We start from the raw sequence: 12984 nt of genomic DNA on the forward strand, positions 1-12984 counted from the left end.
TGTCATAGATAAAAAGCATTTTACTCTGGGACTTTATATTTTACTAATTAAGGATTAAGGAATTTAGGTGGCTCCGGATGCTGGATTCGAACCAGCGACCAAGCGGTTAACAGCCGCCTACTCTACCGCTGAGCTAATCCGGAACGCGTAGAATGGATGGTGCGGATGAAAGGACTTGAACCTTCATGCCGTGAGGCGCCAGATCCTAAGTCTGGTGTGTCTGCCAATTTCACCACATCCGCAAAAAAGAAAGCGCATATTAGCCAAAAAGCTCTTAATATGAGCTTAATATGGTACGCCCAAGAGGATTCGAACCTCTGGCCTACGGCTTAGAAGGCCGTTGCTCTATCCAACTGAGCTATGAGCGCAAAATATCAAATCAGTGGTACGCTCGAAAGGAGTCGAACCTTCAACCTACAGATCCGAAGTCTGTTGCTCTATCCAATTGAGCTACGAGCGCATAAAGTGGGGTGAGTTGTGGGAATCGAACCCACGACCCTCAGGACCACAATCTGATGCTCTAACCTACTGAGCTAAACTCACCACAATGGTCGGAGCGAAAGGATTCGAACCTTCGACCCTCTGGTCCCAAACCAGATGCGCTACCAGCCTGCGCTACGCTCCGTAGATTTTCGTGGATTGAATGAAAAGCGTATTATATATATTTTTTCTTAAATTCCGCTTTTTGCGGCTTTAAATTTAATGAAATTTAGCAAGTCGCATCTGTTTTTCTAAATTTTTCAATAAAATTTGCATCAGCGCTAGCCCCTTCGTACGGTGCGAAATTTTAAATTTCACCTCAGCGGGCAGCTCTCCGATTGTGCGGTCAAATCCACGCGGAATAAACATAAAATCGTATCCGAAGCCGTTGTGACCGCGCTCTTCGCAGATCGCCGTGCCGTACATAAAGCCGTGCGTACAAAACTCGCCCAGAGCGCATTTTAGCGCGATCGCCGCCGTATAATGCGCGGGCGACGAATCTAAGCTTAAAGCCCTCAGCTTTCTTGCTAATTTCTCGCGATTGCTCGCATCCGTTGCACCCTCTCCACTAAAGCGTGCCGAAAATATCCCCGGAGCCCCACCTAGCGCGTCCACGCAGATGCCGCTATCGTCGCTTAACACAAAAAATTCGCTCTGTAAATTTTTACTTTTTAGCGCCTCATGCACTGCGCGAACTTTGATAAGCGCGTTTTGTTTGAAGCTTGCGCCGCACTCGTCGATCTCAAAAGGATCCAGCACCTCGCCAAGCGCGTAAATTTCATATTCTGCGAAGAATTCTTTTATCTCTTTTACTTTATCCGCGTTGCTCGTCGCAAGTAAAATTTTCATCCGCTCTCCTTAAATTTAATGCGCCATTTTACCCAAAATCAAAGAATTCATTACGATTTTTGGCTATAATCGGCACAAATTTCATATTATTTGAGGTCTAAGATTATGCTAAAAAGCGTCCTTCCGCTTAGTTTTATCATCGCTACGAGGTTTTTTGGATTATTTATTTTGCTACCCGTGCTTAGCCTGTATGCATTGAGCTTACACGGCGCAAACGAAAGCCTAGTGGGGCTACTTTTTGGAATTTATGCGATTATGCAAGTGATTTTGCAAACGCCATTTGGAGTGTTAAGCGATAAGATCGGACGTAAAAAAACCCTTGCGATAGGACTGGCGCTTTTTATCGTGGGCGCTTGCGTTTGCGCGGCGAGCGATAGCATTTATACGATGATTTTTGGGCGTTTTTTGCAAGGCTGCGGTGCTGTAGGAGCCGTAGCTACCGCACTAATTAGCGATTTTACGCGGGAGGAAGAGCGCGGCAAGGCGATGGCGGTAATGGGCGCGATGATAGGCGTGAGCTTTGGTGTCGCAATGATTTTAAGTCCGCTTTTAAGCGCCAAATTTGGACTTGCCAGCCTATTTCATCTAAGTTCGGCGCTTACGCTTTTATGTTTGATGCTGCTTTTTTTCGTAGTACCTACCGAACCGCATATCCGCTCTCTGCGTCAAAAGGTCCCGCTCGGCTCACTTTTGAGTGATAAAAATTTAATGCTTATGAATTTAACGAATTTTTTTCAAAAAGCTTTCATGACGGCAGCATTTTTTTTAATTCCAATTTTACTCGTGCAAAAATTCGGACTTTCCAAAAGTGATTTGACCAAAATTTATGCTCTAGGCGCTATTTTCGGCTTTACCGCGATGGGCGCGAGCGGTGCTTTAGGCGAAAAGCGCGCGCTAGCTAAGCAAATTCTACTTATCGGCATTTGCTTTTTCATCGCTTCGTATTTGATTTTTGCGTTTGCTAGCGGGGCGAGCGCTTTCGTGGTGGGTGTGATGCTCTTTTTCGTGGGATTTAACGCGCATGAGCCCATTATGCAAAGCCTTGCGTCCAAATTTGCCAAAGTCGCTCAAAAAGGCGCCGCGCTTGGGATTTTTAATTCGTTCGGATTTTTTGGCAGTTTTTTGGGCGGGCTATGCGGCGGCGCACTTTTTGGCAAAATTGGCATCGAAGCGCTAGGCATTGGCGTCGCGGTTTTGGGTGTGATCTGGCTTGTGCTACTTTCTAGGCTGAGCGATCCGAAACTTTTTAAGAATTTATACTTTCCTAAAGGCGGCGATTTTTCCGCACTACAGGGCGTAAAGGGCATTATTGAAATTTACGAGACCGATGGCGAACTCGTTGTGAAATTTAACTCGAAACTGATAAATGAAGATCAAATTTATAAAATCGTAGGAGGCAAATGATGGAATTTGAAAAATTTGAAAGCGCGATGGAGCGCTTCGCAAGCACGGTGCAAAAGTCCTCGCGCATCGAAAAAGTCGCGATCACGCAGGCGCTAGGGCGTATTTTAGCAAGCGACGTCGCGGCGCCTTTTAGCACTCCGCGCCGCCCGACCGCCGCGATGGACGGCTACGCGCTAAAGGGCGCGGATCTGAGCGAGGGAGCTAAATTTAAGATCGTCGGCACGACGCCTGCAGGCAGGATGCCTGGCGCCGCGGCAAAGGCGGGCGAGTGCGTCAAAACCTTCACCGGCGGGCTAATGTGCGAGGGCAGCGACACGCTTCTGCCGATCGAAAACGTGCAGGTGCAAGGCGGCGAAATTATCGTCACAAAGCCCGTTTCAGCGGGCTTTGCCGTGCGCGCAGCGGGCGAGAGCTACCGCGAGGGCGAGCTTTTGCTTCGTAGCGGCACGAAGCTTGGCTTTTCGCAGATCGCGCTGCTAGCCGAGCTAGGGCTATTTCACATAAGCGTATTCGTCCGCCCAAAAGTAGCGATCCTAGCCACCGGTAGCGAGATCAAAGATCTAGGCGAAAAGCTCGAAAACGACGCTCAAATTTACAGCTCCAATCACATTGCGCTTGCAAATTTAGTAACGCAGCTGGGCTGCGAAGCGATGATAATGCCGATCGCGCGCGACGACGAAAAAGAGCTAGAGGGCGCGATCTTATCGGCCTTGCAGAGCGCAGATATACTTCTAACCAGCGGCGGAGTGAGCGTTGGAGACTACGACTTCGTGCAAAGCACGCTACAATCAAAATTTGAGCTAATCGTAAAAGGCGCGGCGATCAAACCGGGCCGCCACGTGCGCGTAGCCAAAACCGGCGAAAAATATATCTTCGCATTCCCGGGCTTCCCGCTCTCGGCGCTCATTACGTGCATTTTGTTCCTACGCGTATTTTTGCAAAAATCCTTCGGCGTGCACGAAAACACCGAATTTGACGCAATCTTAGATCACGACTACGTAAAAAAGACGCCGTGGCTTGAGTTTATGCCCGCAGTCTTGCAAAACAGAGAGGGGCGGCTTTTTGTTAGCCTGCAAAGCAAAAAGCAGGGCTCCAGCGCGATTTTGAACAATTTAGACGACGATAGCGTCCTGCTCGTCGCGCCGCTCGAAGTAAAAGAGCTCAAAAAAGGCGAGCTCGTGCGCGTAATCTCGGTACCTAAAATTTAGCGTGCAGCGGTTCGAGGCAGTTGCGGCGGACGAAATTTTAGCTTCCTGCGGAGTTAAAATTTTGCCGTCGCGAAGCGTTAAATTTAGCCGCAAAGGCTCTGCTTTATGGTCTTGGTAAGTTGAAATTTAGACCCAAATCGCTCGCCGCGGCGGGCTCATTAGAATTTTTACCGCGCACCGTATCAGAGCAAGCAGGCGCGCCGAAATCTTTGCCGCCGCGCAACTTCAGCCCCAAACTGCTTTGCGGGCAAAATTCTGGTATTTGCGAGAGATAAAGTAAAAATGAAAGATAAATTTTATAGCGCTCCGGCGGGCGTTTTCGGCGAATACAAAGCAGGCGTAAAATGAGCCAAACTCACCCTTTTAAGCCAATTTTCGATCAAAATTCTAAAATTTTAATCCTCGGCTCCTTTCCCTCCGTCGTTTCTCGTAAATTTGGCTTTTACTACGCAAATCCGCAAAATCGCTTCTGGCGGGTGCTGGCGCAAATTTTAAACGCGCCGCCGCCTGCGAGCACGGACGAAAAGATAAATTTCCTGCTCGCCCGCGGCATCGCCGTCTACGACGCGGCAATCTACTGCGAGATAAAGGGCTCGAGCGACGCCAAAATGACCGCCGTCGTGCCTGCAAATTTAGAACCGATCTTTAGCAGAGCGCGCATCGTGCAGGTGTTCGCAAACGGCGGCAAAGCGCATGAAATCTGCGAAAAATACCTAAAAACTCAAATTTTAAACGCAACCGGCAAAGGGCCCGTGAAGCTACCCTCGACTAGCCCAGCGAATGCAAATTTTAGCTTTGAGGGGCTTGTGCGTGAGTGGGCAATCGTCGCGAATATGTTAAAAATGACTTAATTTGGCAAATTTATTAAGTTTGTATAGGACCTAAAAGAAATATATAATTAAAATGGTGCTAAAATTTTAGGTATAACTAATTATCACAAGGAAAATAAATGTCAAAAATCAGTAATTCTTTAAATAGTTTCGAGCAGTTAAAAGAAGCGGTTAATACATTAGATATAAAATCTATACCAGAAAACGAAGCACAGGAATTCGCCAGAAATAAAGAAGCGTTGATTTATATAGAAAGCTATGTAAATTTATTGGATGAAAATCTACTGCCGAATGCCTTTTTCGGAGAATTTCAAAACTGCTTTGTCAAGTGGAATAGAAACATGGGGCATTTGACTGCCATTATCGACAACGCTTTAACAATATTAGCTAGATATTCAACCATATATATTCCAAAAGATCAAGCAGAATCAACCATTATGGAGATGATTGCGGGATATAATGAGGCCATAAAGACATCGCTAGACGATTTAAAATTGGATGAAATAAAAAATAAAATAGCGGATACTGAAAGTACTATACAAAAATTTAGTATTGCCAATGACGAATTTCTACAACAAAAAGATAAAATTTATGGATACTTTAATGAGATAGAAAATTTTAGAACTAATTTGGTGGTTAAACAAGAAAATAAAGATATATCAATACAGCAAGAAATAGAAAATGCAAGAAATAAGATAACCCAAGACTTGGAAGCAACTAAAGAAAAAATTATCGAAAATTCGCAGAAATTAGAAGAAATAGGAAAATTTCATATAAAGATTTTCGGCGAACTAAATGATAACGTTCGAAGTGGAGGTCTGGAGCAAAAACTCGATAATATGTTTGAAAATTTAGATGAATATGAAAATACTATGAAACAACGCTTCGATGAATACGATAAAATCATTAAAGGTTTAAACGAAAAAGCTACAAATGCAAGCTTATCATCTTCATATAAGCAGCAAGGAGATGCAATTAGCAAAGCTGTCAGAAGGTGGGATTTTGGATTTATTTTAAGTATAATTGTGATAGCGACTATTGCCGTATGGACTTTTATTGGTGTAAATGAAATTTTAAATAAGGATATTAGCGCAGTAATTACAGAACTATCCCAAATAAAAGACGGAGTAAATAAAACTTATAATGTATCCATAATACCTGGTGATAAAATTTACATTATGATTTTTGGATTTTTTTCAAAAATAACTATGGCTTTACCTTTTATCTGGCTTGCCATCTTTTGCTCAAATAGACGTAAAGAAGCCATGAGGCTAGAACAAGAATATGCTCATAAGGTTGCAGTTGCGAGCTCCTATGCTAGCTATAAAGAGCAAATATCTAATCTAAATGAAACTAATCCGGAATTACTAAAAGAATTAATGGCTTCCACAATTAATATTATTTCTAAAAATCCAAGTGATTTTTTAGATAAATCAAAAAGCTCTGATAAATTTGTAGACTGTGATGGAATTATAACCAAAATGAAGCAACTACCAGAATGGTTGATTGATTTGATAAAGCAAAAGAATAAAAATTAATTCAAAATAGCTTTAGTTGGTAGTAATTTATAAAATATAAGGCTAAAGTTGTGAAATTTTTAAATATAAGCACATTAGAGTTCCTGCTCCTACTTCCGTTTTTGGCGCTAGGCGCGCAAGCTCTGGAGCCAAAAATCGTAATGCAGCCCGAGCCGGTCCTAAAAAACGGCCTGTATTTCGTAGCGGACAAGCCCTATAGCGGGACGCTCAAGGTGCTGCATTATAGCGCCGAGGATCTTTACGACGTAAACTTTATGGGCGTCGTCTACCCCAGAGCAAAGCCGCTGCCACCGACGCTTATCAGAGAAATCGGCGTAAAGGACGGCACTGCGGTGCTTCAGCGCGATTACTTTGACGGCAGAGATAAGCCCTCAAACGAATATCCGCTAAAAAACGGCCTGTACGACGGCGTCGCGAAGAGCTACTACGCGGACGGCGGCGAGCTGAGATCGCAGAGCGAATACAAAGCCGGCAAGCGCGAGGGTTTTTACAAGCTGTATTATCAGGGAAGCGGCAAGCTAAAGCAGCAGGGCGCGTATAAAGCGGATAGGCGCGAGGGCGTTTTCACCGACTACTACGAAAGCGGCGAAGTAAGCGCGCGCCATCCGTATAAGGGCGGGCTGCGAAACGGCAAGGACGTGGATTATTACAAAAGCGGCAAAGTGCGCGGCGTGCGAATATACAAAGCGGGCAAGCGCCAAGGCACGGAAAAATGGTACTACGAAAGCGGCGCGCTAAAGCAGACGGGCGCATACAAGGATGACCGCAAACAGGGCGTTTGGAAGTTATTTTATGAGGACGGCAAGACGCGCGTAGTCGAAAATTTCAAAGACGGCGAGCGCGACGGCGCCGTACGCGAATACTACAGGGGCGGCGCGTTGCAGGGCGAATACGAGTTTGAGCGCGGCAAACAAACGGGCACGAGTAAGCAATACTACGCAAGCGGCGCGCTTGCGGCGAAGGTAATGTTCAGAGACGGGCGCAAACACGGGCTATACGAAACATACCACGAAAACGGCGCACTCAAGGCTAGAGTGACGTTCAAGGATGGTCTGGAGATGGGCACGGTGAAGCACTACTACGCAGACGGCAAGCTCGAAGCCGAGGGCGAGTTTGAGCGCGGCAGGCTCGTGCGCGCCAAAAAATACGACGAAGCAGGCAAACTAATCAGCGATAAATCCGATAAAAACGGACTAGCGAGGGAGTAAAGCGGGCTAAATTTTAAAATTTTAAGCGGGTTTGGAATTTTAAAAAGGTTTAAAATTTTGAGTAGACGCGGGTTTGCATTTTCAGCGCTCACGGCTTTGTGCTTTAAGTGAGCAAGATTTTGCGTTTTGAAGCGCGACTTCGCGTTTTAAATAAATTTAGCTTTACCTTTCGAGCTAGCGTGGTTTTAATTTTATTGAGTATGTCTTTGAATTTTAAGCGAGCGAGCCTTGCGTTTTCGGTTTTCGACTACATATACCGCACCGTCAAGTGGCGCATTAAATGATGCGGCTTTGTATTTGTAGAGCGGCGTGTCGCATTTAAACGAGTAAAATTCTACGCCGAGCGGCTTTACACAGCGCGCGAATACGGCTCGGCGCTTTAATTGACGAGGTCTCGTGCAGCGCAACTTGCCGCGTGATTTGAGCCGATGCGGTTAAAATTTCACGCTGTATTTTGGCACACATAACGCGCAGGTACGCCCGACGTAGCATAGTTTGGTTTCGATGCGGCTTGCTTTTTCCGCGTAACGAGCAACTTTGGCACGGTGCAAATTTTTAAAATTTAAAGCGAAATTTCAAGCCGAAACGACGCTAAAAATTTCAACTGCCAAAAAGTAAAATTTGATGATCAAATTTTGTTAAATTTAGACCGCGGTTCGTAAGCCGTGCCATTCGGACGTAAATTTCAAACCCACCGCGCCCCGCCTTTGACGCAGTAAATTTCACCTAAACGGACAGAGAAATTTTAAAATTCTTAATTACCGGCTTAATCTCGACTTCAAAACGCAGTATCTGCCGCTCGTGCTCGTTTGTCGGTCGCACGCGAACGGGCCGCTGCTAAAAGCTCTCAGTGCGCGCTGTTTTACGCCGCATATATTTACCTGCCGCTCGCCTGCCGCTCGCCTGCCGCTCGCCTGCCGCTCGCTAGTCGCTCGCTAGTCGCCGCATAAGAAAGAGGGAGTAAAATTTTAAAATTCCATCGCCGCGTCCGCCATATGCTGCGGCGCAGTCCCCTTCACTGAGCCGAGATCCGCTTTAAATTTATAAATTCAGTCGCAAATCCGCGCTCTAAATGTAAAATTTCAATCAATCAAAGCTCGCGCAAAGTATCCTAGGGGCGAAAAAACCGAAAAATAATCTCCGTTTTAGCTTAAAATATCGATGTTCGTAGTAAAATTCGCTCAAATTTTACTGCAAAAGGAGCTAAAATGGCTGCGGGCATTATTATCGGCACGGTAGTGCTGTTTATCGTGGGTTGGGCGATAGTGCGGGGCAAGTACGCGCCGCTCGTGCTTTTTCTTTCGGGCGTTTTTATGTTGATCTGTTCGGTCGCGCTGGGCACGGGAAATTTCATGCCTAAACAGGCCGTAGCGACGGGCAACGCATACCTAAACATCATCGAGTTTATCCGATATATGTTCTCAAACAGATTTGCAAATTTAGGTCTCATCATCATGTTTATGGTGGGCTTTGCCAGCTACATGACGCATATCGGCGCGAACCACGCCTTTGTTTCTATCGCCACGAAGCGCTTTGCTAGGATCAAAAATCCATACATCATGGTATTCGTCGCATTTGCAGTGGCTAAGCTCATCAGTATGGTTATCACTAGCGCGGTGGGGCTTGGAGTGCTATGCCTCGCGCTTTTAGGGCCCGTACTCATCTCGCTTGGGCTAAACAAGCTCACCGTAGGCTCGATCTGCGCGATGTCCGGAGCCGCCTCGATGGTGCTCATCGGCGCATCTACCGCTGCTGCGGCGAAGGCTACGCAGCTTAGCATTTTAGATTACGTTTTCATCTATAAAATTCCAGCCGCGCTTCCGACCTCGATCGTGATGGGTATCGCGCTCGTTTTTTGGAACAGATATCTCGATAAAAAAGAGGGCTGGGTGTGCAGCGAGCACGTGGGCGAAGTGATGGAATTTGACGGCGCCGTGCAAAATCCCGAAGCCGCCGCGCCTAAAATTTACGCAATACTGCCGTTTTTACCGATGATTTTGGTGGTCGTATTTTCGCAGTACTGTATCGCCTCTATCAAGCTTGATATCTCGGCGATCATTATCCTATCAGTCGTCATCGCGATGCTTTTTGAAGCGGTTAGGCATAGGTTCAAATTTGACCCGATCGCCGAAGGCATCAAGGTATTTTTCCAAGCAATGGGTAAGAGCCTAAGCGGCGTCGTGATCCTTATCATCGCAGCGGGCGTATTTGCAGAAGGCTTTAAGGCTCTAGGTATGCTTGATAGTATCGTAGGGCTCGCAAATTCGCTTGGCTTTGGCGGCTTTGGCATGTCGGTGCTTTTTGTCGTCATCACTACGCTAGTTACGATCATCTCTGGCTCAAACGGCGCGAGCTTCTACCCGCTCATCGAGATGGTGCCGCATATCGCGGCTAAGCTAAACGTGAGCTCCGTGATGCTAGTGCTGCCGATGCATCAGGCCTCGACTATCGCTCGCCCTCTCTCGCCCGTCGCAGGCGTGGTCGTCGCGATAGCGGGTATGCTAAAGTGCAGTCCGCTCGATATCGTCAAACGCTGCAGCGTGCCGGCGGTCTTGGGCCTGCTTAGCCACCATATTTTCGTATTTTTACTCTCGTTGTGAGGCGTAAAATGGAGCTTCCTAGATGGACGTTTGAGGACGCGTACGGCGACTTTGACGATGCGAGATTTACGGATGCGCTGTCAAATTTGGACGAAATTTTAGGCGAGATAGAGGAGCTGCTAGGCGCGGGCGGCGGGTTAAATTTACTGATAAATACGTACGATCGCGGCTTTGAGGAGGCGAACTCCTTGCTCGCGTTTTGCCGCTGCAAATCAAGCGACGACACCAAAGACGAGCGAGCAGGCGCGGCCGAGGCGAAAATCAGGGAGAAATTTTTGCGTCTTGAGCGAACGAAAGAGATCATTTTTGAAAAGATAGATGTGCTAGATCCCTCCGATATCGCGCGCCAAACGCAGGAGTTTGCGCGGATAAAATTTCTTTACGACGAGCGAAAAAGTAGCTGGCGGGCAAAATTTGACGCAAAAGAGCGTAAAATTTACGAGGATACGGCGGCTAGCAGTTTCGCTCCGCTTTACGGCGTATTTAGACATCTAAACAACCTCATCGCCGTGCAGGCTACTGATAAAAACGGCGTAAAAAGCGTCTATAATCTCTCAAAATGCGCGGGCGTTTTAAAGGGCTCTCCCGACGCCGCGCTGCGAAAGAGCGTATTTGAGGGGCTAGCGGAGCATTACGCTAGGCACGCGAGCCTGTACGCCGACGTTTTAAATTTGCTTCAGGGCTTTAGGCTGGGCGAATTCAGGGCGGCCGGGACGGATATCCTCACGCCGAGCCTGCAGCAAAACAAAATCAGCGAGCAGGCCGTAACGGCGATGTTTGCGGCGCTAGATCGCAGATCGGACAAGATCAAGGAGTGCGTGAGCCTGCGTGCGAAGTATTTTCCTCGGGGTAAAATTTACGCCTGCGATCTGCTTGCGCCGTCTCCGTTTGCTAGCGTGGAGGAGATCGCTTACGAGCAGGCGATAGAGACGATATGTGCGGCTCTGGGCGAGGTTAGCGAGGAGATACCCGAATTTATCAAAATAATGCTGCAGAAGAGCTGGATCGAGGCTCAGGTACGAGAAAATAAAGCAGGCGGCGCATTTTATACGAGGTTTGATAAATTTAGACAACCGCGCGTGTTTTCTAGCTACATGGGCACGCAGGCGCACATGATCCAGCAGGCGCACGAGCTCGGACACGCGTGGCACTACTGGATCATGCGCGATCTTCCTGCGCTACACACGCAGTTTCCTATGACGCTAGCCGAGGCTGCGAGCACCTTTAACGAAGCCGTGCTGCGAAACTACCTGCGAAAAAATAGCGCGGATAAAAATTTGCTCTTTGATATCTTGTGGCAGGAGCTAAAATCGGCGGCAAATTTCATGCTGCACATCGGCGTGCGGTTTGATTTTGAGATCGCTTTTTTAAAAGCTAGGCAAAAGGGCGCGGTCGGCGCGGCGCAGATAGAGGAGCTCATGCAAAAGGCGTGGCGCGGACGTTACGGCGATACGACGCAGGATGCGGAGGGCTTTTTGCCGTACTTTAAGCTGCACTTTTACAAAACCGATCAATACATCTACAACTACCCTTACACCGTCGGCTACCTGCTCTCGCAGTTTTTGCTGGGCGAGTTTAGGCGCGCGGGCGATAAATTTATCGGCGCGTACAAGGCGTTTTTGCGCGAGTGCGGCGTGATGAGCGTCGAAGCTCTGCTACAAAAGCACTTCGGCAAGGACGCGCGAACACTGGAGTTTTGGCTCGAGTGCATCGATAATGCACTCGTTTACGCAGACGAGTTTAAGCGGCTCGAGGAGCGGATGAAATTTAATAAATCAAAAGACCGAGCGGAGTAAAATGGGCGCAAAAATTAGCAAAGAGGGCGGGTGCAAGGCGTGAGAGAGGCGAGCGTGGGGCGGATGAAGCCGGGCGGGCGAAATTTTAAAATTCCTTCTCCGCTGCTAGCGAGCGTATCGCTCGGACCCTTTTTGCGCGCCGCCCGGGGCTTCCTGCGCGCCGCTAGAAAATCTACGCGCGCCGTTAAAATTTTGCCCGTGCGCCGTCTGTGCGTCTTGCGACCGCGCGGCCTTAGATCGCGCCAGATCGCTATCTTTGTAATTTTGCTCGAAATTTATCGCTAAATTTAAAATCATATCGCTAAAGCTCACCTCATCGCCACGCGAGATAGGGATCTGCGCCGTTTTTTGCGGCGCAAATTTTAATCATACATCCGCCGTGCTCGCAGCGCCATGACGCTTGACGATGCGAGTAAATTTAAGCGCTTGCGACATTCAAAGCGCGCGCAACGCAATAAAGAGCCTATGCAAAAGACACCGCACCGGCGGCGCGGCGATACGACGCAACGCAGAGAGCGGATCGGCTTTTTCTGCTACGAAGGCAGAGAGCGGGTCGCCTGTCGCGGTCTTAAAATTTCACAGGTCGCTTATTTGTAACTTTAAAATTTTACGAAATATCCGCTCGTAAGCGTTAAAATTTTGATGCGCGCACGGCAGCGTTAAAATTTTAGCCGGCATGGCTGCTAAGCGAAATTTCATGTAAGCGTCCGTGCGATGCTGTATTTGCAAAGTAAAACGCATACGATAAAATTTTAGCGTGTTTGAAAAGATAAAGTTGTAAGACGGTAGTGCGGCGAAATGAAATTTAGCGCGTAAGAACGGCAAACGGGGGTCTAAGCGAGACGAGCTTCAAATTAAAGCGTAAAATTTCAATCCGCAGACGCCAAATGAGCTCAAGATCAAAATCCACGTAAATTTTATACGACGAGACAGCAAGCCCAAGGTCTTGCGATGCTACGGGCTGCGCGGTGCAGTATTCGTGAGGCAAAATATAGACGCCAAGAAGCGGAAGGCGCTTGAAATTTAGCGCGCGGCGGGCATAGAGAACCGAAAATCCGCAGCGCTAAAGTT

At 47.5% G+C, this 12984-nt stretch carries 10 protein-coding genes and 6 tRNA genes; 8 read left to right on the plus strand and 8 right to left on the minus strand.

The features are described from left to right. Window positions 1-68: 68 nt before the first annotated feature. The 7 genes from Q0140_RS04980 to Q0140_RS05010 form a co-directional block, all read right to left on the minus strand. A tRNA-Asn gene (locus Q0140_RS04980) sits at window positions 69-143 on the minus strand. A gap of 14 nt (window positions 144-157) precedes the next feature. Then, a tRNA-Leu gene (locus Q0140_RS04985) sits at window positions 158-242 on the minus strand. A gap of 49 nt (window positions 243-291) precedes the next feature. Continuing rightward, a tRNA-Arg gene (locus tag Q0140_RS04990) sits at window positions 292-368 on the minus strand. A 15-nt stretch (window positions 369-383) separates the two neighbouring features. Then, a tRNA-Arg gene (locus Q0140_RS04995) sits at window positions 384-460 on the minus strand. A 6-nt stretch (window positions 461-466) separates the two neighbouring features. Then, window positions 467-543, minus strand: a tRNA-His gene (locus Q0140_RS05000). 5 nt (window positions 544-548) lie between these two features. Next, window positions 549-625 (minus strand) — tRNA-Pro (locus Q0140_RS05005). 74 nt (window positions 626-699) lie between these two features. Continuing rightward, window positions 700-1329, minus strand: a complete 630-nt coding sequence (locus Q0140_RS05010) for a non-canonical purine NTP pyrophosphatase (RefSeq protein WP_297962477.1) — start codon at window positions 1327-1329, stop codon at window positions 700-702. Between the two features lie 105 nt (window positions 1330-1434). Here Q0140_RS05010 and Q0140_RS05015 point away from each other — a divergent pair, with 105 nt between their 5' ends. The 7 genes from Q0140_RS05015 (at window position 1435) to Q0140_RS05045 (ending at window position 11913) form a co-directional block, all read left to right on the plus strand. Continuing rightward, the gene (locus tag Q0140_RS05015; protein ID WP_297962479.1) at window positions 1435-2733 is read left to right on the plus strand and encodes an MFS transporter; all 1299 of its coding nucleotides are present in this window, start codon (window positions 1435-1437) and stop codon (window positions 2731-2733) included. Next, complete coding sequence (locus tag Q0140_RS05020) at window positions 2730-3941, plus strand: molybdopterin molybdotransferase MoeA (protein WP_297962481.1); 1212 nt, start codon at window positions 2730-2732, stop codon at window positions 3939-3941. Before Q0140_RS05015 ends, Q0140_RS05020 begins: the two co-directional genes overlap by 4 nt. A 344-nt stretch (window positions 3942-4285) precedes the next feature. Beyond that, window positions 4286-4792: a DNA-deoxyinosine glycosylase gene (locus tag Q0140_RS05025; RefSeq protein WP_297962483.1), complete on the plus strand. Its 507-nt coding sequence runs from the start codon at window positions 4286-4288 to the stop codon at window positions 4790-4792. Between the two features lie 98 nt (window positions 4793-4890). Next, entirely contained in the window at window positions 4891-6309 is a 1419-nt protein-coding gene (locus tag Q0140_RS05030) for a hypothetical protein (RefSeq protein ID WP_297962485.1), read from the plus strand. A 50-nt stretch (window positions 6310-6359) separates the two neighbouring features. Further along, window positions 6360-7517 (plus strand): toxin-antitoxin system YwqK family antitoxin, encoded by a 1158-nt coding sequence (locus tag Q0140_RS05035; protein WP_297962487.1) that lies wholly within the window; start codon window positions 6360-6362, stop codon window positions 7515-7517. Window positions 7518-8725: 1208 nt separating this feature from the next. Then, window positions 8726-10117: a C4-dicarboxylate transporter DcuC gene (dcuC, locus tag Q0140_RS05040; protein WP_297962489.1), complete on the plus strand. Its 1392-nt coding sequence runs from the start codon at window positions 8726-8728 to the stop codon at window positions 10115-10117. Between the two features lie 8 nt (window positions 10118-10125). After that, entirely contained in the window at window positions 10126-11913 is a 1788-nt protein-coding gene (locus tag Q0140_RS05045) for a M3 family metallopeptidase (RefSeq protein WP_297962491.1), read from the plus strand. Window positions 11914-12018: 105 nt separating this feature from the next. Here Q0140_RS05045 and Q0140_RS05050 read toward each other — a convergent pair whose 3' ends face one another. Beyond that, window positions 12019-12225, minus strand: coding sequence for a hypothetical protein (locus Q0140_RS05050; protein WP_297962493.1), 207 nt, complete (start codon window positions 12223-12225; stop codon window positions 12019-12021). Window positions 12226-12378: 153 nt separating this feature from the next. Here Q0140_RS05050 and Q0140_RS05055 point away from each other — a divergent pair, with 153 nt between their 5' ends. Continuing rightward, a complete protein-coding gene (locus tag Q0140_RS05055) occupies window positions 12379-12510 on the plus strand; it encodes a hypothetical protein (protein ID WP_297962495.1) in 132 nt (43 codons plus the stop codon). The last annotated feature ends 474 nt before the right edge of the window (window positions 12511-12984 follow it).

This window comes from uncultured Campylobacter sp. (assembly GCF_938045405.1).
GTDB lineage: Bacteria > Campylobacterota > Campylobacteria > Campylobacterales > Campylobacteraceae > Campylobacter_B.

Bases quoted from the DNA above. Each gene is read 5' to 3' on its own strand.
- dcuC (WP_297962489.1), top strand. From the start codon at position 8,726: ATGGCTGCGGGCATTATTATCGGCACGGTAGTGCTGTTTATCGTGGGT.
- Q0140_RS05045 (WP_297962491.1), top strand. From the start codon at position 10,126: ATGGAGCTTCCTAGATGGACGTTTGAGGACGCGTACGGCGACTTTGAC.
- Q0140_RS05055 (WP_297962495.1), top strand. From the start codon at position 12,379: ATGCAAAAGACACCGCACCGGCGGCGCGGCGATACGACGCAACGCAGA.
- Q0140_RS05025 (WP_297962483.1), top strand. From the start codon at position 4,286: ATGAGCCAAACTCACCCTTTTAAGCCAATTTTCGATCAAAATTCTAAA.
- Q0140_RS05030 (WP_297962485.1), top strand. From the start codon at position 4,891: ATGTCAAAAATCAGTAATTCTTTAAATAGTTTCGAGCAGTTAAAAGAA.
- Q0140_RS05020 (WP_297962481.1), top strand. From the start codon at position 2,730: ATGATGGAATTTGAAAAATTTGAAAGCGCGATGGAGCGCTTCGCAAGC.
- Q0140_RS05010 (WP_297962477.1), bottom strand. From the start codon at position 1,329: ATGAAAATTTTACTTGCGACGAGCAACGCGGATAAAGTAAAAGAGATA.
- Q0140_RS05015 (WP_297962479.1), top strand. From the start codon at position 1,435: ATGCTAAAAAGCGTCCTTCCGCTTAGTTTTATCATCGCTACGAGGTTT.